The organism is Chelativorans intermedius (assembly GCF_025398255.1).
Lineage (GTDB): Bacteria > Pseudomonadota > Alphaproteobacteria > Rhizobiales > Rhizobiaceae > Chelativorans > Chelativorans intermedius.
Genome location: NZ_JAODNW010000013.1, coordinates 26003 through 46335 on the forward strand (window position 1 = coordinate 26003; position 20333 = coordinate 46335).

Annotated in this window: 20 protein-coding genes; 11 read left to right on the top strand and 9 right to left on the bottom strand. The window is 67.2% G+C overall.

From position 1 onward, the window contains the following. Position 1: 1 nt before the first annotated feature. Positions 2-1096, top strand: coding sequence for an ABC transporter ATP-binding protein (locus tag NYR58_RS10540; RefSeq protein WP_261520596.1), 1095 nt, complete (start codon positions 2-4; stop codon positions 1094-1096). 21 nt (positions 1097-1117) lie between these two features. Here the strand turns inward: NYR58_RS10540 and NYR58_RS10545 are convergent, their stop codons facing one another. Then, on the bottom strand, positions 1118-2926 hold the full coding sequence (locus NYR58_RS10545) for a tetratricopeptide repeat protein (protein ID WP_261520597.1): 1809 nt from the start codon (positions 2924-2926) through the stop codon (positions 1118-1120). A gap of 150 nt (positions 2927-3076) precedes the next feature. Here NYR58_RS10545 and NYR58_RS10550 point away from each other — a divergent pair, with 150 nt between their 5' ends. Genes NYR58_RS10550 through NYR58_RS10560 form a run of 3 tightly spaced genes read left to right on the top strand, consistent with a single transcriptional unit; the run spans position 3077 to position 6443 of the window. Then, the gene (locus NYR58_RS10550) at positions 3077-4021 is read left to right on the top strand and encodes a homocysteine S-methyltransferase family protein (protein WP_261520598.1); all 945 of its coding nucleotides are present in this window, start codon (positions 3077-3079) and stop codon (positions 4019-4021) included. Positions 4022-4038: 17 nt separating this feature from the next. Then, positions 4039-4686: a GNAT family N-acetyltransferase gene (locus tag NYR58_RS10555; protein WP_261520599.1), complete on the top strand. Its 648-nt coding sequence runs from the start codon at positions 4039-4041 to the stop codon at positions 4684-4686. After that, a complete protein-coding gene (locus NYR58_RS10560) occupies positions 4683-6443 on the top strand; it encodes a hypothetical protein (protein ID WP_261520600.1) in 1761 nt (586 codons plus the stop codon). The genes NYR58_RS10555 and NYR58_RS10560 overlap by 4 nt, the downstream gene beginning before the upstream one ends. A 218-nt stretch (positions 6444-6661) precedes the next feature. On the opposite strand, the gene phnF is transcribed toward NYR58_RS10560, so the two are convergent. Then, entirely contained in the window at positions 6662-7390 is a 729-nt protein-coding gene (gene phnF, locus NYR58_RS10565) for a phosphonate metabolism transcriptional regulator PhnF (protein ID WP_261520602.1), read from the bottom strand. A gap of 137 nt (positions 7391-7527) precedes the next feature. On the opposite strand from phnF, the gene phnG reads away from it, so the two are divergent. From phnG to NYR58_RS10600, 7 genes are read left to right on the top strand one after another with little or no spacing between them, the layout of a single operon-like run. Continuing rightward, on the top strand, positions 7528-8001 hold the full coding sequence (phnG, locus tag NYR58_RS10570) for a phosphonate C-P lyase system protein PhnG (RefSeq protein WP_261520605.1): 474 nt from the start codon (positions 7528-7530) through the stop codon (positions 7999-8001). Beyond that, on the top strand, positions 7998-8612 hold the full coding sequence (phnH, locus tag NYR58_RS10575; protein ID WP_261520607.1) for a phosphonate C-P lyase system protein PhnH: 615 nt from the start codon (positions 7998-8000) through the stop codon (positions 8610-8612). The genes phnG and phnH overlap by 4 nt, the downstream gene beginning before the upstream one ends. A gap of 3 nt (positions 8613-8615) precedes the next feature. After that, the gene (locus NYR58_RS10580; protein WP_261520608.1) at positions 8616-9716 is read left to right on the top strand and encodes a carbon-phosphorus lyase complex subunit PhnI; all 1101 of its coding nucleotides are present in this window, start codon (positions 8616-8618) and stop codon (positions 9714-9716) included. Continuing rightward, positions 9716-10654, top strand: coding sequence for an alpha-D-ribose 1-methylphosphonate 5-phosphate C-P-lyase PhnJ (locus NYR58_RS10585; protein ID WP_261520609.1), 939 nt, complete (start codon positions 9716-9718; stop codon positions 10652-10654). Before NYR58_RS10580 ends, NYR58_RS10585 begins: the two co-directional genes overlap by 1 nt. Next, positions 10641-11450, top strand: coding sequence for a phosphonate C-P lyase system protein PhnK (gene phnK, locus NYR58_RS10590; protein ID WP_261520610.1), 810 nt, complete (start codon positions 10641-10643; stop codon positions 11448-11450). The genes NYR58_RS10585 and phnK overlap by 14 nt, the downstream gene beginning before the upstream one ends. A gap of 2 nt (positions 11451-11452) precedes the next feature. Beyond that, on the top strand, positions 11453-12148 hold the full coding sequence (gene phnL, locus NYR58_RS10595; RefSeq protein ID WP_261520611.1) for a phosphonate C-P lyase system protein PhnL: 696 nt from the start codon (positions 11453-11455) through the stop codon (positions 12146-12148). Next, positions 12145-13293, top strand: coding sequence for an alpha-D-ribose 1-methylphosphonate 5-triphosphate diphosphatase (locus tag NYR58_RS10600; RefSeq protein WP_261520613.1), 1149 nt, complete (start codon positions 12145-12147; stop codon positions 13291-13293). The genes phnL and NYR58_RS10600 overlap by 4 nt, the downstream gene beginning before the upstream one ends. Positions 13294-13455: 162 nt before the next feature. Here the strand turns inward: NYR58_RS10600 and NYR58_RS10605 are convergent, their stop codons facing one another. The 7 genes from NYR58_RS10605 to NYR58_RS10635 form a co-directional block, all read right to left on the bottom strand. After that, complete coding sequence (locus NYR58_RS10605; protein WP_261520614.1) at positions 13456-14097, bottom strand: DapH/DapD/GlmU-related protein; 642 nt, start codon at positions 14095-14097, stop codon at positions 13456-13458. After that, positions 14094-14954, bottom strand: a complete 861-nt coding sequence (gene phnE, locus NYR58_RS10610) for a phosphonate ABC transporter, permease protein PhnE (RefSeq protein ID WP_261520618.1) — start codon at positions 14952-14954, stop codon at positions 14094-14096. The genes NYR58_RS10605 and phnE (NYR58_RS10610) overlap by 4 nt, the downstream gene beginning before the upstream one ends. 1 nt (position 14955) lies before the next feature. Beyond that, positions 14956-15876, bottom strand: coding sequence for a phosphonate ABC transporter, permease protein PhnE (gene phnE / locus NYR58_RS10615; protein ID WP_261520619.1), 921 nt, complete (start codon positions 15874-15876; stop codon positions 14956-14958). A 79-nt stretch (positions 15877-15955) separates the two neighbouring features. After that, positions 15956-16873 (bottom strand): phosphonate ABC transporter substrate-binding protein, encoded by a 918-nt coding sequence (gene phnD / locus NYR58_RS10620; RefSeq protein WP_261520622.1) that lies wholly within the window; start codon positions 16871-16873, stop codon positions 15956-15958. 53 nt (positions 16874-16926) lie between these two features. Beyond that, the gene (gene phnC / locus NYR58_RS10625; protein ID WP_261520623.1) at positions 16927-17748 is read right to left on the bottom strand and encodes a phosphonate ABC transporter ATP-binding protein; all 822 of its coding nucleotides are present in this window, start codon (positions 17746-17748) and stop codon (positions 16927-16929) included. Between the two features lie 233 nt (positions 17749-17981). Continuing rightward, positions 17982-19223 carry a LysR family transcriptional regulator gene (locus NYR58_RS10630; protein ID WP_261520624.1) on the bottom strand — a complete coding sequence of 414 codons (1242 nt, stop codon included), beginning with the start codon at positions 19221-19223 and terminating at the stop codon, positions 17982-17984. Positions 19224-19256: 33 nt separating this feature from the next. Beyond that, a complete protein-coding gene (locus NYR58_RS10635; RefSeq protein ID WP_261520626.1) occupies positions 19257-20186 on the bottom strand; it encodes a methylenetetrahydrofolate reductase in 930 nt (309 codons plus the stop codon). Between the last annotated feature and the right edge of the window lie 147 nt (positions 20187-20333).

Below are 20333 nucleotides of genomic sequence, written 5' to 3' on the forward strand. Positions count from 1 at the left end.
CATGACCGGCCAAAGGGATACCATCGTTCACCTCGACAAGATTACCAAGCGTTTCGGAAAGACGGTTGCCGTGGACCGGCTGGACATGGAGATCATGGCCGGCGAGTTCGTCACCTTTCTGGGCCCTTCCGGCTGCGGCAAGTCGACGACGCTGCGCATGCTGGGCGGCTTCGAGACGCCGGACGAAGGGCGCATCGTGCTGGCCGGGGAGGACGTGACCGGGCGCCCGCCCAACCGGCGGGACGTGAACATGGTCTTCCAGGACTATGCGCTGTTTCCGCACATGACGGTGAGCCAGAACATCGCCTTCGGGCTGGAGCTGAAGGGAAAGACGCGCGCCGAGATCGACCGGCGCACCGGCGAGCTGCTCGACTTTCTGCAGCTTTCAGGCTTCGGTGACCGCACGCCCGAGCAGCTTTCCGGCGGCCAGCGCCAGCGCGTGGCCCTGGCCCGTGCGCTGGCGCCCGATCCCAAGCTTCTGCTGCTCGACGAGCCGCTGGGTGCGCTCGACGCCAAGCTGCGTGCGCAGGTGCAGGTGGAGCTGAAGGAGATCCAGAAGCGCACCGGCAAGACCTTCTTCTTCGTCACCCACGATCAGGACGAGGCGCTGACCATGTCCGACCGCATCGTGGTGATGAATGCCGGCAGGGTGGAGCAGGCGGGCACGCCGGAGGATCTCTACTTCCGCCCCGTCAGCCGTTTCGTGGCCGAGTTCATCGGCGAGACGAATCTGCTGCGCGGCACCGTGCGCGGCGCGGATGCCGATGCCATCGTCATCGACTGGAACGGCATGGAGCTGCGCGGCTGCGCCACCGGCCATCGCCCGGCGCCCGGCGAGCCGGTGATGGCCTCGCTGCGACTGGAGAGCGTGCAATGCCATGCCGAACGGCCAGCCGCCGCCAACGCAATCCCCGGGCGCATCGTCAGCCGGCTCTTCAAGGGCAGCCGAACGGCGCTCGACATCCGCGTCGGCGAGCGCGACGACGCGCTCATCAAGGCCTATGTCGATGGGGCGGACCGGGAGAGCCTGTCGCAGGAGCAGCTCTGGATCAGCTGGGACGAGAAGCGGCTCAACGTCCTCAAGGACGGTGCCTGAGAGCGCCTTCGCGTCGGCCGCTCATTCGACGATCTCCCAGCGGCACGGCCTTTCCGGCTGGTAGCTGCAGAAGGTGCCTGTCCTGATCGAGTTGGCAAGGTGGCGGCCGAGGCTGGGATGTGCCTTAGCGATGATGCGGATGGCATGGCGAATGCGCCAGGTGACAGCCGAGCGCGCCCGTTCGGCGAGGTCGCCCATCCGGCGCCCCCGCCCTCCGAGCCCCAGCGCTCTTGAAAGTTCCTCGACGAGACGGTCCAGCTCCGCGCGCAGCGTTTCCGCGCGGCCTGTATCGTTCCTCTCCTCCGCCTCCGCCAGCTCCTCCTGCAGGTCGCGTATGCGCGTCTTGACGGCATGGCGCGCGCGCTCGTCAAGCACGGCCTCACCCGTGGACGCACCCTCCTGCCTCGCGGCCAGATCGAGGCAGTGAAAGGCCTCTCCGGGCCGCGCCAGAAGACGCAGTATGTCCCGAACTCCCTTCAGGTCGGCGATGGTCTTCCACTCGCCGCCAAAGCAGACCCTCCAGCCATGGCCGTCGCGCCGCAGCACCTGTGCTGCGGGCGAGGCATCCGCCGCTGCGGCGGGCGCCGCATGCACGGTCGCGCCCGGGGCGGAGACGACCCCTTCATCGCCCAGCATGCGGAAGCCCTCGACGACAAGGTCGATGTCCTGCTGGCGGCGGAACGGGTTGACGTCGAGCACCCAGCGGCAGCCTTCGCCGGGGGCGGGTGCGCGGCCACGGGTGATCCGCTTGCGGAATTCCTCGTTGAAGAGCGCGAAGAGATGGCGCGCCTCATCCCAGCGGCCGGTATGGGCGCAGGCGATGGCCGAGTAGGCAGGGATGTCGATGATGGGCACGCCCGCCGCCTTGTCGGCGGTTTCCAGCGCCCTTGCGAAATCGCGGCGCACGAAGTGCGGGAAGGCGGCATAGGCGAAATAGTGGTTGGGATGGTAGGGGTTGAGGCGCATGGCCTTCTGCGCATGCGCGATGGCCGTCTCCGCCCGCCCGAGATAGACCTCCGACAGGACGAGCTGGATCAGAAGCTCCGCATCGTTCGGGCACAGCGCCAGCGCGCGGTCGAGATACCAGGCCGCGCGCTCGAACTCGCGCCGGTAGAGCAGGATCCGCCCGATGATCAGATGCAGCATTGCATCGCTGTCGTCGAGCTCGAGCGCACGGTGCGCGTGTTCGAAGGCGAGCCTGCCGTTCTCCTCGAAGCGGTCCCAGAACTGGCAGCTCCATTCGTTGAACCACGAGAGGGACAGCCCGCCATGGGCGCGCGCATAGTGGGGGTCGATCTCCAATGCACGGGCGAACAGCGCGCGCGCCGCCTCATCGGCCTCGAAGGTGCCCTGGCGCAGCATCGCCAGCCCCCTGAGCGTCAATTCGTAGGCGGTCAGCGACTCGGTGGGCTTGGCGCGCGCCCGGCGCAGCAGGTCGCCCTCCAGCCGTGCAGAGAGCGTCGCCGCCACGCGCGCCACCAGCTCCTCCTGCAGGTCGAAGACAGCGCCGCCCGTCGCCTCCATGCGCTCGTTCCACAGCTGCGCGCCGCTGTGTCCGTCCACCAGGGTGGCGGACAGGCGCAGCCGCTCGCCATCCACGCCGAGGCGCCCGCGCAGCACATGCGTTGCGCCGAGCCGCCCGGCGGCCTCGGTCTCGGCGAGGTCGCCCACCGCAAGGCCCGACATGGGCGCGATGACCTCAAGCGCGGGGAAGCGTGAAAGCTCGCCCGACAGATCCTCCACGATGCCATGTGCGATGATGCCGTCGGCCTGCGTTCCGGCATCGACCTTGAACGGCAGAACGGCAATCACCGGCCCGGAGCTGCGCATCGCCTTTTCCTAAGCAAAAACCTCCCGCCTCACATCGTGAGGCGTCTCCTTACGCCTCGAAGCGTGAAGGGCAGCCGGTTGCGCGGGCTTTTTCCGAACGTTTCGCTTCCCGCCAGCGGCCTGCCTGCTTCATAGCAGAGGAGACGCAAAATGGCCAAGTACAGACACAGACTACCGCAACTTGACGGCGGTGTCTTTCTCACCGATGCGGGCATCGAAACCACGCTCATTTTCCATGACGGGCAGGAGTTGCCCCATTTTGCCGCTTTCCACCTTCTGAGGGATGCCGAGGGCACCGAGGCTCTGCGCCGCTATTTCACGCGCCATGCCAGGATCGCCCGCGACAACGGCATGGGCTTCATCCTGGAAAGCGCCACCTGGCGGTCGAGCCCCGACTGGGGCGAAAAACTCGGCTATTCGCCGGCACAGCTCGACGACGTCAACCGCAGGGCCATCGGCCTCATGCATGCGCTGCGCGAGGAGTTCGAGACCGCCCGCTCGCCCATGGTGATCAGCGGCTGCATTGGCCCGCGCGGAGACGGCTACGATCCCGGCCGGGTGATGAGCGCCGAGGAGGCGCAGGACTACCACAGCCGCCAGGCACGCATCTTTGCCGAAACCGAAGCCGATCTGGTCACGGCCATAACCATGACCAACGTGCCCGAGGCCATCGGTATCACGCGCGCCGCCCAGGCGGAGGGCATGCCGGTGGTCATCTCCTTCACCGTGGAGACGGACGGCAACCTGCCCACCGGGCAGAGCCTGAAGGAGGCCATCGGTGCCGTGGACGAAGCCACGGGCAAGGGGCCGGCCTACTACATGATCAACTGCGCCCACCCTTCGCATTTCGAGGGCGTGCTCGAAAGCGAGGCATGGATCCAGCGGCTGAAGGGGCTGCGCTGCAACGCCTCCAGACTCAGCCATGCCGAGCTGGACGAGGCGGAGGAGCTCGACGACGGCGATCCGGTCGCGCTGGGGGCCGATTATCGCGCGCTGCGCGCCCGCTTCCCGCACATCAACGTGCTCGGCGGGTGCTGCGGCACCGATCACCGGCACATCGAGCAGATCTGCCACGCCTGCAAGGCAGCGGCGTGAAAAGCGGAAACGGGAAAATGTCCTGCGTGAAAAGGCCGGACGGCACCGCCCTCGACATCCGCTGGGCACGGCGGGAGGAGGCGGGCGAGATCGCCCGTCTGTTCCTGATCTCCTCGGACGGACTGGCCGCCTATATCTGGGGGCGCATGGCCGGGCCCGGACAGTCGCTGGAGGATGTGGGCGCGGCGCGCTATGCCCGCACGGGTGTCGACTTCTCCTACGAGAACTGCCTGCTGGCCACGCTGGACGGCAGGATCGCCGGCATGGTCCATGCCTTCCCCATGTCCGCCCGCCCGGCGGGGGAGGTGGAGGAGGATCCGGTTCTCAGGCCCTATGCGAAGCTCGAGGATCCCGGTTCGCTCTATATCTCCGGGCTCGCCGTCTATGCCCGCTACCGCTCGCAGGGGGTGGGCAGCGCGCTGATGGATTGCGCCGAGGCGCTGGCGCTTGCCCGGGCCCTGCCGCGCGTGTCGCTCATCTGCTTCGAGCGCAATGAGGGCGCGCTGTCCTTCTATCGCAGGCGCGGCTTCCGCGAGATCGCCCGGCGGGCGGTCGTCCCCCACCCCACGCTGCACTACGCACAGGGAGATGCGCTTCTCCTGGTGCGCGACATTTGCGGACCGGCAAACGGTTCGCCGAACGGGAAAGGAAAGGAAAAGACATGACGGATGAAAACATCGAAAGCCGAAAGAAGGCAGGCAGCCGCCATGGAAGGCGTGCCGGCCGCCTGGCCGCCGCGCTGCTGGCGGGGACCCTGCTGGCCACGGGCGCAATGGCCCATGGCGATGACGAGCGCGGCAAGGAGCTGTTCCGGCCCGGCCTCGACCACGCCACCACGCTGGCCGTCGACGCGGCACGGGGCAGGCCGCCGCTCTATGAGGGGCTGGGCACCCTGTCGCTGCCGGTCACGACGGCGAGCCGGCAGGCGCAAGCCTATTTCGACCAGGGCTGGCGGCTGGCCTGGGCCTTCAACCATGCCGAGGCGCGGCGTTCCTTCCGTGAAGCCCAGCGGCTCGATCCCGATTGCGCCATGTGCTTCTGGGGCGAGGCTTTCGTGCTGGGCCCCAACATCAACGATGCGATGCGCGCCGAAGCCGTGCGCCCGGCCCACGAGGCGATCCGCCGCGCGGCGGCGCTGAAGGCGGGGGTCTCGGCAAAGGAACGGGCACTGATCGACGCCCTGGCCGAGCGCTATGCCGCCGAGGCGACGGATGACCGCAGCGCCCTCGACCAGGCCTGGGCGGAGGCGATGCACGCTGTCGCGCAGGCCTATCCCGACGATGCGAACGTTCTCACCCTTTATGCGGACGCGCTCATGAACCTGCAGCCGTGGGACTACTGGGAGGCGGACGGCAAGACGCCGAATGGCCATGGCGCGGCCATCGTGGCAACGCTGGAAAAGGCGCTGGCGCTCGACCCGGAACACGCCGGCGCGGCCCATCTCTACATCCATGCGATGGAGGCGTCGGCGCAGCCCGGCATGGCAGAGGCGGTGGCCGATCGTCTTCGCGGCGCGGCGCCGGCGGCGGGCCATCTGGTTCACATGCCAGCGCACATCTACGCCCGGATCGGCCGTTTCCACGATTCCATCGTGGTCAACCGCGAGGCCATCGCCGCCGACGAGGCGTTTCTCGAACAGGCGGGAGAAGCGGCCAGCGACCTCTATCGCTTCGCCTACTACCCGCACAATGTCCACTATCTCATGGTTTCGGCCCAGATGGCGGGTGTGAAGGAGGATGTGATTTCGGCCGCCGGGAAGCTGGCCGACATCACCTCCGATCGCGTCTCGCAGGATTTGGCGTGGGTGCAGGCCATCAAGACCGCGCCCTACACCGCCCATGCGCAGTTCAGCGATGCCGAGACCATCCTGGCCATCGACGACCCGGGCGGGCGTTTCCCCTTCGTCAGGGGCTTCTGGCACTATGCGCGCGGCGTCGCCTTCGCCCGACGGGGCGAGCTCGAACATGCCGCCGGCGAGGTCGAGGCCATCGAGCGGCTGATCGCGGAGGCCGACATGAGCGACCTGGAGGCACAGTACCTGCCGGCGCGCGACGTTCTGGCCATTGCCAAGCATGTGGTCGAGGCCCGGATCGAGCAGGCGCGGGGAGACCTTGCCGCCGCCGAGCACCATCTGCGCGAAGCGATCGCGCTCGAGGACGGGATACCCTACATGGAACCGCCGTACTGGTACTACCCGGTGCGCCAGACGCTCGGCGCCGTGCTTCTCCAGCAGGGACGCGGGCTCGAGGCCATCGCCGCCTTCGAGCAGGCACTGGAGCAGCTTCCCCGCAATGGCTGGGCGCTGTGGGGGCTTTGGAGGGCCTACACCGCCGCGCGTCCCGAGGCAGCGCCGCTGGCCAGACAGGCCTTCGAGGAAGCCTGGCTCGGCGATGAGAGCCTGCTAGCGCTCGATCGTCTCTAGGGCGGGAGGCGGCTTGCACGCCGCAACACACTACAGCATTTTGCAGCCAGATGATTCCATCTGGCGTCGCACAAATGCGGCAAAAACAAATAGATGGACCGGATCAGCGTTTCATTGAAACGATGAGCCGGTCTAGGACCCGGAGCCGCACAGGCAATGGCAATCCGCGGCGCCGGGCGCCTGCCGCCCGCGCAAACCGGCCTGGGCGCCTTCAGCGCTCAGGCCGGCAGTGTGTCGACGAGGACCTGCACCCGGCTGGCGGCAAAGCGCGTCAGCCCGTATTCGATGGGCATGCCCTTTCCGTCCACATTCACCGCTTCCAGGCACAGCACCGGTGCCGTGCGGGCCAGCCGCAGGTGGCGCACCTCATAGGCATCGGGCATGCGGGCGGTGATCTTGGTGGACCTGCGCAAATAGTCCTCCACGCCCAACCGGCGGAACATCGGCGTGATCTTGCGCTCCGCCTCGTAGGCCTCGAAAAGGTGGGGAAAGCGTTCGAGCGGGAAGTGGTGGGCGGCGAGGCTGACGGGATGGTCGTCGACCATGCCCACCGTCTCGATCAGTGCCACCGGCGCACCCGGCGCGAGGGAGAGCGCCTCGGCCATCTGCGCGTCGGCGGGCACCGTGGCGATGCGCAGGCAGTGGCCGGAAGGACTCTTCGCCTGGCGCTGGACGATCTCGGAAAAGCGCGTGCGCCGACTCAAGGGATAGTCGACCACATCCTCCTGAACGAAGGTGCCGCGCCCCTGCTCGATGCGAACCAACCCCTGGTCCTGCAGCGAGGCGACGGCGCGGCGCACCGTGTGGCGGTTGACGCCGAAACGTTGCGCAAGTTCCGTCTCCGTGGGCAGCCGGTCGCCCGGCGCATAGACCCGCTGCGCGATTTCGCGGCCGACGGAATCGGCAATGAACCGCCAGAGGGGTGAACCTTCGGGGCGTGCTGTCATCTCACTGCTCCTGCGGCCGGGGCTGCCTGTCCGTCACATCCGCGTCACGAAGCGAAGGCATAAGGAACGCGTTCGGCAGCAGACTATAAGCTCTGCGGCAAAAAAGGTCTAGACGTTTATATGAATAGGTTGACACGATGACCGCGCAACCCAAGGGGCCAGCCGATCCGAATGCCGAGCGGGCGCGCTGGATGGCCGTTCTCGCCCGCGCCACCAGGCACGAACTGGAGGCGGCATGGCAGGGGCTCGGAGCCCGCCCTCCCTATGCGTTCCTACGGCAGCCCGAGATCGGGCTGGTGATGGTGCGTGGCCGGGCCGGCGGCACCGGCAGCCCCTTCAACTTCGGCGAAATGACGGTGACGCGCTGCACGGTGCGGCTTGAGGACGGGCGCGTGGGCCACTGCTATGCAGCGGGCCGCGACAAGCGCAAGGCGGAACTGGCCGCCCTGTTCGACGCGTTGATGCAGGGTGGCGAGGCCGCCCGACTACAGGAGACGGTGATCGCCCCGATCGCCCGGCGGGTGGCCGAGCAGCGCCGGCGCGTCAGCCGCAAGGCGGCGGCCACCAAGGTCGATTTCTTCACCCTGGTAAGGGGAGACAATCCGCAATGAGCGAGCACGCCACCACCATGGAGGCGGCGGGCCTGAAGCCCGGCTTTGCCGATCCCGTCTTCGAGGCGCAGACAACCTTTCGCACTCTGCTCAACGCGCTTGCCTATGCCGGGCGCCCCGGAATGCTGAGCACGCGGCTCGACCCGCCGCACCCCCTCGGCCCGGCAAGTGCTGCCGTGGCGTTGACGCTGTTCGACTTCGAGACGCCGGTATGGCTCGATGCGGCGGCGGCGGCCGGGGGCGTGCCGGACTATCTGCGTTTTCACACTGGCGCGCCGCTGGTGGCGGAGGAGGGCAGGGCGCGTTTCGCGCTGATTGCCGATGCCATGCAGATGCCCCCGCTCGACCGCTTCGCCATCGGAGAGGACCGCTATCCAGACCGCTCCGCCACCCTCATCGTGCAGGTGCCTTCGCTCGCCGCGGGACCGGCGGTGACATGGCGCGGGCCGGGGATCGACGGAGCGCGCGCCGTCTCCATCGCCGGGCTGCCGGAGGGGTTCTGGACGCAATGGGCGGACAATCATGCGCTCTATCCGCTCGGCGTCGACATCATCTTCACCGCCGGGCAGGCGCTGATCGGCCTGCCGCGCGGCATCGAGGCGGAGGGCTGAGCCATGTATGTCGCGGTCAAGGGCGGCGAGAAAGCCATTCTCAATTCCCACAGGCTGATCGCCGAGACCCGGCGCGGCAACCCCGACGTGCCGGAGATCTCCGCTGAGCAGATCGCCGAGCAGCTCGGGCTTGCCGTGGACCGGGTGATGGCCGAAGGCTCCATCTACGACCGGGGGCTTGCCGCGCTGGCAATCAAGCAGGCGCAGGGCGACCTGGTGGAGGCGATCTTCCTCCTGCGCGCCTATCGCACCACATTGCCCCGCTTTGCCAATGCGCAGCCGGTGGACACGGCCAGGATGCTGGTTCGCCGGCGCATCTCCGCCGCCTACAAGGACATTCCCGGCGGGCAGGTTCTCGGTCCCACCTATGATTATACGCATCGCCTGCTCGATTTCGCGCTGGCCGCCGAGACGGGCGTCGGCACGCCGGAGGCGGCGGAGGCGGAGGAGCCGCTGGACCCGCACATGCCGCGGGTGGCCGAGATTCTGGACGAGGAGGGGCTCGTCGAGAGGGAGCACACCGATGGACAGGAAGCAGCCGTGTTCGACCTGACGCGCGAGCCCATGTCCTTTCCCGCCGGGCGCGACCAGCGACTGCAGAACCTGGCGCGCGGCGACGAGGGCTTCCTCCTGGCGCTCGGCTACTCGGTGCAGCGCGGCTATGGTGGCAACCATCCCTTTGCGGGCGAGATCCGCATGGGCGAGGTGAGCGTCGAGATCGTGCCGGAGGAGCTGGGTTTTGCCATCGACATCGGCGATGTGGTGGTCACCGAGTGCCAGATGATCAACCAGTTCACGGGCTCGAAGGACACCCCGCCGCAGTTCACCCGCGGCTATGGCCTCGCCTTCGGCCACAACGAGCGCAAGGTGATGGCCATGGCGCTGGTCGACCGGGCGCTGAGGGCGCGCGAGCTCGGCGAGACGGCGGCCTATCCCGCGCAGGACGAGGAGTTCGTGCTCTACCACGCCGACAATGTGGAGGCATCGGGCTTCGTCTCGCATCTGAAGCTGCCGCACTATGTCGATTTCCAGGCCGAACTGAACCTGATCCGCAAGCTGCGGCGCGAGCATGAAGAACGCCACAGGAAGGAGGCAGCCGAGTGATGAGCGCCGCACGCCCGGCCTGGGACGAGGCCTATAATTTCGCCTATCTCGACGAGCAGACCAAGCGCATGATCCGCCGCGCCCTTCTCAAGGCGCTGGCCGTGCCCGGCTATCAGGTGCCCTTCGGCGGCCGCGAGATGCCGCTCGCCTACGGCTGGGGCACCGGCGGCATGCAGGTGACGGCAAGCGTCATCGGCCCTTCCGACACGCTGAAGGTGATCGACCAGGGGGCGGACGACACCACCAACGCGGTCTCCATCCGCCGCTTCTTCCAGCGCGTGACGGGCGTGAACACCACGGAGGCGACCGAACAGGCTGACATCATCCAGACCCGCCACCGCATTCCCGAGGTGCCGCTCAGGGAGGGGCAGATTCTCGTCTATCAGGTGCCGCAGCCCGAACCCCTGCGCAAGCTGGAGCCGCGCGAGACGGAGACGCGCAAGATGCACGGCTTCGGCGAATACGGCCTGATGCATGTGCGCCTCTACGAGGATATTGCCCGCTTCGGCCACATCGCCACCACCTACAGCTATCCGGTGATGGTCAATGGCCGTTACCTGATGTCGCCCACGCCGATTCCCAAGTTCGACAATCCGAAGATGCGGAACAACCCGGCCATCCAGCTGTTCGGCGCCGGGCGGGAGAAGCGCATCTACGCCATTCCGCCCTATACGCGCGTCGAGAGCCTCGATTTCGAGGATCATCCCTTCGAGGTGCAGCGCTGGCCGCATGCCTGCGCGCTGTGCGGGTCGCGCGAAAGCTATCTCGACGAGGTGGTGCTGGACGATAGCGGCGGGCGCATGTTCGTCTGCTCCGACACCCACTATTGCGCCACGCGGCGCGCGGCGGGCCATTCGGGCGCCATGGCGGAGGGCTCCGTCGCGCGCGCCCTGGCCCCCTCCGCCGGCAAGCAGGAGGACAGCCATGAGCGCGCTTGAGGCGGTCACCGCGCCACGGGCCGCTGTGCGCCCGCTGCTGCGGGTCTGCGGCCTGTCGAAATCCTATGGCGAGACGGTGGGATGCGTGGATGTCTCCTTCACGCTTTATCCGGGCGAGGTGATCGGCATCGTCGGCGAGTCGGGCTCCGGCAAGTCGACGCTCCTCAACCTGCTGTGCGCGCAGCTCGAACCGGATGCCGGCACGGTGGAATACGATGTCGGTGGCGAGGGACTGCGCGATGTCTTCTGCCTCCCCGAGCCGCAGCGGCGCCGGCTGATGCGTACGGACTGGGGCCTCGTGCACCAGAACCCGCGCGACGGCCTGCGCATGGATGTCTCGGCCGGCGGCAATGTCGGCGAGCGGCTGATGGCCGTCGGTGCCCGCCACTATGGGGCCATCCGCGGCGAGGCGCTCGACTGGCTGTCCAGGGTCGAACTCGACGGCGGGCGCATCGACGACCGGCCGAAGCACTTCTCTGGCGGCATGCAGCAGCGCCTGCAGATCGCGCGCAACCTGGTGACGCGGCCGCGACTGGTCTTCATGGACGAACCGACGGGCGGCCTCGACGTCTCGGTGCAGGCGCGTCTGCTCGATCTGCTGCGCGGGCTGGTGCGCGAGATGGGCATCGCCGCCGTCGTCGTGACGCACGACCTGGCGGTGGTGCGCCTTCTTGCCGACCGGCTGATGGTCATGCGCCGCGGCCGGGTGGTGGAAGAGGGGCTGACGGACCAGGTTCTGGACGATCCGCACCACCCCTACACCCAGCTTCTCGTCTCCTCGGTTCTGCAGGTCTAGCCATGACAGCGCTCATTGCCGTTTCCGGCCTTTCCAAGGAATTCGTGCTGCACACCCAAGGCGGCGCGCGCATTGCCGTCTTCGAGGGGCTCGACCTTGAGGTGAGGGGCGGGGAATGCGTGTGCCTGCACGGGCCTTCCGGCGCCGGCAAGTCGACGCTGCTGCGCGCGCTCTACGCCAATTACAAGCCCTCCGCCGGCCATGTGCGGGTGCTGCACGACGGCCGCCATGTCGACCTCACACGCGCCGAACCGCGCGAGATCGTGGAGGTGCGGCGCCGCAGCGTGGGCTATGTAAGCCAGTTCCTGCGCGTCATTCCGCGCGTGCCGGCGCTGGATGTGGTGGCCGAGCCCGCAAGGACGGCCGGCCTGCCGGATGCCGAGGCGCGGGCGCGCGCCCTGCTTGCCCGGCTCAACATTCCAGAAAGGCTCTGGAGCCTGGCGCCGGCCACCTTCTCCGGCGGCGAGCAGCAGCGGGTGAACGTCGCCCGCGGCTTCGTGCTCGACTATCCGATCCTGCTACTCGACGAGCCCACGGCCTCCCTCGATGCCGCGAACCGGCAGGTGGTGGTGGAGCTTATCCTCCAGGCCAAGGCGCGCGGCGCGGCTGTCGTCGGTATCTTCCACGACGAGCAGGTGCGCGGCCAGGTGGCGGACCGGCTGTTCGAGGTCGCAAGCTTTCGGAGAAACGCGGCGTGAACGGGGAGATGGTTCTGGCCGGCGGGCGGATCGTGCTCGACCATGCGGTGATCGCCGGCGCGGTGCAGGTCGCCGCCGGCTGCATCCGCAGCGTGGACGAGGGCCGCACGAACGTGCCCGGCGCCATCGACCTCGAAGGCGACTATCTCCTCCCCGGCCTGATCGACGTGCATACCGATCACCTGGAAAAGCACGTCTTCCCGCGCGCCCATGTGCGCTGGGACGTAATGCGGGCGGTCATGGCGCACGATGCGCAGGTCATTGGCGGCGGCGTCACGACGGTGTTCGATTCGCTGTGCGTCGGGGCGACGGTGCGCAATCCCGAACGCCGCGAGGTCCTGGCGCCGATGCTCGACGCGCTGGAGGTGGCCGGCGCCAACGCCATGCTCAGGGCCGAGCATCTGGTGCATCTGCGCTGCGAGATCACCGACCCGGAAACGCCGGCCCTGCTCGGCGCCAATGTCGGGCGCGACATCGTGCGCGTGGTCTCGGTCATGGAGCATGTGCCGGGCAAGCGCCAGAGCCGCGACCTGAACAACTATGTGCTGCGCCGCATGGCGGAAACCGGCAAGGCCCGCGCCGTCGTGGAGCGCGAGACGCAGGCGCTGGTCGAAGAGCTGGAGGCCGCCTCGCCAGAGGTGCGCCGCGCCGTGGTGGCTCTTGCGCAAGGCCGCAGGCTGCCGCTGTTCAGCCATGACGATGCGACGCGCGCGCACATTCACCTGGCGCTGAGGGAAGGAGTCGGCGTGGCCGAGTTTCCGGTCAGCCTGGAGGCGGCGCGCGAAGCGCGGGCGGCGGGCATGCGCATCGTGGCCGGCGCGCCCAACATGCTGCGCGGGGGATCGCAATCGGGCAATGTCGCCGTGCGCGATCTTCTGGCCGAAGGGCTGGTTGACATTCTCGCCTCCGACTATGTGCCGCGTTCGCTGCTCGACTGCGTGTTCCTGCTTGCCTCGGGTCGGGTGCCGGGCATCAGCCTGCCGCAGGCGGTGCGGATGGTCACGCAGGCGCCGGCCCGCGCTTGCGGCCTCGAAGACAGGGGACGGATCCTGGCCGGGCTGAGGGCCGATCTCGTGCAGGTGCGTCTGGTCGGCGGCTTTCCCGTCGTCCGCTCGGTGTGGCGCGGTGGCCGGCGCGTGCACTGATGCTGTTTCGGGCCTGAGCGCCGCACCCGCTGTGCCCGGAGCCACGGTTATGGCTGCGGCCCTGGGGCATTTTGCAACCAGATGGAATCATCTGGCGCCGCACAAATGCAGCGAAAACAAATAGATGGACCGGATCGGCGTTTCAATGAAACGACGAACCGTCTAGCGATATTTCTCGATGAACGCCGCCACGTCGAGCGTCCTGAAATCGCAAAGAGCCGCCGCCAGCCTGTCGCGCGGCCAGTCCCAATAGGCGATGTCGAGCAGCGCCTGCTCCTGGGACTGCGTGAAGCGCCGGCGGATCGGCCGCGCCGGCACGCCGGCGACGATCGTGTAGTTGGCCACGTCCCGCGAGACGACGGCGCCGGCGCCGACCACAGCACCCGTGCCGATGGTGACGCCCGGAAGGATGGTGACGCCATGGCCGATCCACACATCGTGGCCGATGGTCACCCGGTGGTCGCGGCGCCAGTCGAAGAAGGCGGCATCGTCCTCGCCCAGGCCATAGGCGGCGGCGCGGTAGGTCCAGTGGTGCTGGCTGGCCCGCCAGGTGGGGTGATTGCCCGGATTGATGCGCGCGCCCCGGGCGATGGAGCAGAACTTGCCGATGCTGGTCCACACAACGTGGCAGTCCTCGACGATGTAGGAATAGTCGCCCATCGAGGAGTGCAGCATCGTGGTGCCGGCGCCCACCTCCGTCCATGCGCCGAGCGTGCAGTCGATGACGTGGGCGCTTTCGTGGATGCTCGGACTTTCGCCCAGCCTCGCCGTTGCTTCCGGGCTGCCGTTCACGGTCCTGCTCACTGCACGTTCTCCATCCTGCCGATGATCCTCATGCGCAGCCGCGCGGATATGCCGTCGATCACGTAGACGGTGAGGATGATGAGAATGATGATGGACCAGGCTTCCGGCCAGCGATAGGCGTTGATGCGGTCGGCCAGCAGAAAGCCGATGCCACCCGCCCCGACGATGCCGAGGATGGTGCCGGAACGGGTATTCGATTCGAAATTGTAGAGAATGATCGACAGGATCACTGGCATGGCCTGCGGCATGATCGCGTAGCGGATAGTCTGCAGCGGCCCGCTGCCGGAGGCGCGCACGCCCTCCACCGGCTTCTTCGATGTGTTCTCGATGGCCTCGGAGAAAAGCTTCGCGCAGGTGCCGACCTCCGAGACGGCGATGGCAAGGATGCCCGCAAGCGGCCCCAGTCCGAATGCGCGGATGAAGATCAGCGCCAGGATGATCTGCTCCACCGCCCGCAACGCGTCGAAGCCGCGGCGCACGCCATGCCGCAGCCAGCCGAAGGGCATGATGTTCCTGGCACCTAGAAATGCCAGCGGAAGGGCCACCGTCGCGCCCAGCACCGTGCCCAGGAAGGCCATGGAAACGGTCTCGCCGAGACCTTTGAGGATTTCCGCCCACTCCTGCCAGCTCTGCCACAGATGCGGCGGGAACATGAAGGCGAGAATGCGTCCGAGCCGGGCAAGCCCCTCGACGATGCGCCCTGGCGAGAAGTCGAAGGCGAACAGGCACCAGCCCGTGAGACCCGCCAGAAGCAGGATCAGCCCGCCGCGCCTGATGCGCACGCCGGGTGGCGTGGCGAAGGCTGCCGGAACCTGACTGCGCGCCCGGGCGATGATAGCCTCGTGCGTCCGGCCCATGTCACAGGCCCTTTCCGCTGATGCCGATGATACGGTGGCGCAGCTTCTCGCTCAGAAAATCCATGACGATGACCGTGGCGAAGATGATGAGGAAGAGCGCCGAGAGATCGGTGTATTCCTGCAGGGACATGGCCACCCGGATCTCCTGGCCCAGCCCGCCGGCGCCGACGAAACCGATGATGGAGGAGGCGCGCACATTGATCTCGAAACGCAGCAGCGTGTAGCTGATGACATTGGGAATGACCTGCGGCACCACGCCGTAGCGGATCTGCCGGAACCAGTCGCCACCGCTGGCCTTCACGCCCTCCACGGGGCGCATGTCGATGTTCTCGTTGGCCTCCGAGTAGAGCTTGCCGAGCGCGCCGGTGGTGTGCAGGCCGATGGCCAGAACGCCGGCAAGCGGCCCCACGCCGAAGCAGAAGACGAAGATGAGCGCCCACACCAGCTCCGGCACTGTGCGCACGATTTCCAGATAGCGCCGCGTAAGATTGAGCACCAGACGGCTGGGCGCCAGGTTGCGTGAGGCGGGAAAGCTGAGGATGAAGGCCCCGACGACGCCCAGAGCCGTGGCCATGTAGGCAATGAGGATGGTTTCGAGAAGCAGCCGCAGCCAGGTCTGCCAGCGCCAGAACCAGTCGGCCAGATCGGTGCCCAGGCTGTCCCAGCGCAGCACGGGCAGCGTTTTGTACAGATATTCGCCGAGGCGCGGCAGGCCGGCCCACAGGCGCCAGGCGGTCACGCGCTCGCCGGAGGGCAGCGTCACCTCGCTCACGTCGAAGAAGCCGCCCATACGGGCCGTTGCCAGGAAGGCGACGGCGAAGGCAAGCACCGAGACTGCCTGCACGCGGCGCGCGCGGCGGCGGTGGGCGGCATAGTCGGCCTCGAACTGATGGCTGGCTGGGGATATGTCGGTGCTCGACATGGCATCGCTCGACTGGGGCAGTGCGCTTGGAAGATGGCCGCCAGGCCGCTGCCCGGCAGCCATCGGTGGCCGAAACGGCTCAGCCCGAACGGCGCTGCTGCTTCAGCCAGTCGCGCATCTCGATGATCCATTCGTAGCGCGGATGGTCCACCTCGACATAGCCTCTGCCGGTCGACGTCTCGCCGCCATCCATCTGGCGGAAGGCTTCCGGGTCCTTCTCCGGCACGGCAAGCACCGCCTTCTTCATATCCTCGATCAGCGCCTCGGGCAGGTTGGCCCGCGCGGTGAAGGGGCCGGAGGTGATCTCCGGCGACTGCCAGATGGGGCAGACGGCACCCTCCTCGATCATGCCCTTGGCCACCATGCGCTGGGGAATGCCGTTGACCTCGTTGTTCTGATAGGTGGCGGCGGCGTCGTATTGCCCGTTGACCACCCCCAGAACGCCGCTTTCATGGGCGCCGGAGAAGGGTACGGCGCTGAAGTGGGTCTGCGGATCATAGCCCTGCTTGACAAGGTTGAAGAACGGCACCGCATAGCCGGAGGTAGAGTCGGGATCGGCGAAGGCGAGCACCTTGCCCCGGAGGTCGTCGAGCGTTTCGTAACCGGAATCGCAGCGCACCACGATGATCGAGTAGTAGCCGGTGGAGCCGTCCTGCTGTTGCTTCGTGACGAGCGGCACGACACCGCCATTCGTCTCCGTATAGGCGGCGGCATAAGAGGAGGAGCCGAGGAAGGCGAATTCGATCTGGTCGGCCGCCAGCGCCTGAATGACGCCGTCATAGGAGCCTGCGGTGAAGATCTCGATCTCCACGCCGAGCTCCTTCTCCAGATAGGTCTCGAACGCGGTGTAGCGCGCGATGCGGTCCTTCTCGTTCTCGCCCGACAGCACGCCGAACCGCAGAACCTTGTAGCTTTCCTTCCATTCCTGCGCGACCGCGCCCGTGCAGGCAAGACCAGCCACAAGACCAGCGGCGATGGCAATGTGTTTGCGTTTCATCTCTCTCTCCTGTGTTCGGCCCGGACCGGGCACTTGAAACGGGACGAGTGCGCTCAGGCCGCCTCGGTGCGGGCCGGTTGCCGCGGGCGGCTGAGGGGGATGGCGGTGGAGGTGACGCGTTCATCCACCTCGGCCTCAAGGCCATCCGTGCCGTAGATCTCGCGTACCCGCGCTTGGGTGAGTTCTTCGGCAGCCCCGTCGAAATGGACCTTGCCTTCACGCATGGCCACGATGCGCTCGCAATAGGAGCGGGCTGTGTCGAGTGTGTGCAGGTTGACCAGAACGGTGATCCCGTCCTCCCGGTTGATCGCCTTGAGCGTTTCCATCACCCGCGCGGCATTGGCCGGATCGAGCGAGGCGATGGGCTCGTCCGCCAGGAGAATCTTCGGGTTCTGCACCAGTGCCTTGGCAATGGCCACGCGTTGCTGCTGGCCGCCGGAGAGCGTGCCCGCCCGCTGCAGGGCCTGGGGGAGGAGATCGACCCGTTCGAGTGCGCGAACGGCGCGCGCTCGGTCCAGCTCGCTGAAATGAAGCACCATGGACGACAGGAACCCCTGATGGGCAACCCGCCCGATCAGGACGTTGGTCAGCACATCCATGCGCTCCACGAGGTTGAATTGCTGGAAGATCATGGCGCAGGAAGCGCGCCACAGGCGCAGCTCGCGGCCCCTCAGATGGGTGATCTCGCAGCCGCAGAAGCTGATCTTGCCCGCCGAGGGGTCGATCAGCCGGTTGATGAGGCGCAGCAGGGTGGACTTGCCGGCCCCAGAGCGGCCGATGATGCCCACCATCTGCCCCGGCTCAATGCGAAGAGAGACGTCATCGACCGCCAATATGTCGCCGAACTTCTTCGTTATCCCCCGTATCTCAAGCATAGACATCTCTCCCGGTGCGTCTATCTTCATTCTTCGGAGTTTATTATTCTCATTTTTTATATTTATAGTTATCACTGGCAGTGATACGAATAATACACTGCTTGTGTGACACCATTATTTCACTCTATGCGGTGATTTTCAGAAGTAAAAACTAGACAAATACTATATTTGTCTATGCGTTCGTTGCGGTCGTCGAGCGGGCGTGAGGAGGGCGTGGCGAAGGCGCGCGGTCGTCAGAGGTCTGGGGTGGTGTTGGCAGGCCCTTGGGGGGTCTGCGGGTGTGCGGCCGCCCGCGCCACCGTGCGCAGGGTGTCGATAAACTCGCGCTGCAGGGCGGTCGGAAGCCAGCGCTTGCGGGTGGTGATGCCGATCGCGAGGCCCGGATCGTCCACCTCGAAGTCGAGCGGCGAGAGGAAGCCGGCCTGCATCTCATAGTCGATCTGGAGGGGGGAGAAGAGCGCCAGATGATCCGATTCCATCAGGATGCCGCGCGCCACGCCGAGGGAACCTGTCTCCACGCTGCGCAAGGCGGGCTTTCCCGGTGGAAAGCGGCTGGCAAGCGCGGTGAAGACCGCGCGCGAGGGCGTGCCCTCCCGCGCCATGACCCACGGGTACTCCGCAAGGTCGGAAACATCCAGATTGCGGCGCCCGGCGAGCGGGTGGCCGGCCCGCGCCACCACCGACAGGCGATAGGTGAACAGCTCCTCCTGTTCCAGCGTGCTCGATGCCAGATGGGGGCGCAGCGCCCCCACCAGAATGTCGATGCGACCCATCTCCAGGTCGCGCAGCAGCGCCTCGTAGCGGCCCTCGGCGATCGAGAAACTGGCGAGTGCGTGGCGCGCACCGACGGCCGTGATCGCCCGTGGCACGATGCCGGTACGCGCCAGCGGCAGGGTGCCGAGCGCCACATGGCCCTCGAAGCGGCCGCGCAGCTCGCGGATCTCGGCTGCGGCGTTGTCCAGTTCGTTGAGTGCCAGGCGTGACCAGCGCGCCGCTGAAAGCCCGGCACTGGAAAGCCGGATGGCCCGGCCCGAACCCTCGAAGAGCGGTGTGCGCAAGGTGGCTTCGGCATCGCGCGCCGTACGGTGCACGGCAGGTTCGGATTGCCTGAGGATGCGGGCAGCCGCGCTGAAGCTGCCGCCTTCGGCAAAGGCGGCGAGAGCGCGCAGATGCGGCAGGGTCAGCCGCGTCTCCGCCGCCTGTCCGCCTCCCGGGCCGCGCAGGCGCGCAACTCCCGTGCGGATCAGCTCCAGCGCCCGCTGGGCACGGGCATGCACGATCCGGCCTTCGGGCGTGGCGCGGGCAGTGCCGCTCCTCGTGTCGATGAGCGGTGCGCCGAAGATGGCCTCCATCCGCGCAAGCCCCTGCGAGGCTGCCGGTTGCGTGACGCCGATCTGCTCGGCAGCGCGGCTCATCGAGCCGAGCTGAACGCAGGCACAGAACAGCCTTATGTGGCGCAGATTGGGATAGCTCACCGCGCCACCTCCCGCCGCCGCCGGCGCATGCGCCTATGCGGCACCCGGTTCGCGCTGGCGCGCGGCGTAGGCATTGGCCCATTCCGCCGCCGCGCGCACACCCCCGAGGGGGAAGATGTGAACCTGCTCGAAAAGGCTGTCCGGCCGGGTGGCCCGGTATGCTGCAAGCTCGGAAAGCATGACGGTCGGTTCATAGGGAAGCATCAGTTTGCGGACATCCATGGCCCGCTTCTGAAGTACCCTAAGCGACGGCCCCACGCCACAGGCCAGGGCGTATTTCATAAGCGTCTGCAGCTTGGCCGGGCCCGCAACGCCCACGTGGATGGGCAGGGTGATCCCCATGCGCGCGAGCCTCTCGCTCCAGGCGATCAGCGGTGCGGCATCGAAGAGAAACTGCGTGACGATGGCCATCCTGGCGTCGCTGTGCCGCTGCGCAAAGTGCTGTTTCCAGCGCAGTGCCTCGTCGGCCCGCCGGGTCGAGCCGTCGGGGTCGATGTCACGGCTGCCTTCAGGATGGCCGGCCACATGCAGGTGGGAGAAGCCGAACCTGTCGAACAGCCCGGTCTCCAGAAGCGCCATCGAGCTGTCGAACGCACCCACCGGGCGCCTTCTGCCGCCCGCCAGCACCAGCGCCCTTTCGACGCCGGCCTCCTCCCTGTAGCGGCCGATCCAGGTTTCCAGCATGCGCCGGTCCTCGATGAGGCGGGCCGGGAAATGCGGCATGACCGCGAAGCCCTCTTCTGCCAGCCGTCGCGCTGTCGTCACCATCGCGTCGATCGGCGTGCCCTCAATATGCGCTATGTATACGAGAGTGCCTCTGGGAAGCAGGGTAGAAAAGGACTTCACCTTTGCGGCAGTGCGGGGTACGACCTCGATCGAATATCCGGAAAGAAGCTCGCAAAGCCCGGAATGGATGGGGTTTTCGTTGCCGGCACGTCGGTTCGGGAAGTTCAGCAGGGTCACGGTGGTTCTCCTCCTTGCATTCATTAATGTATACATTATGAGCACGTGACGGAAAACCCACTTGCCGACGAAAGGCTGCGCCCCACCGGCGAAGACCGTGCGGGGAGGGGGCCTGGAAGGATCGGCGCGCCACCAGCGTCCCCGCTG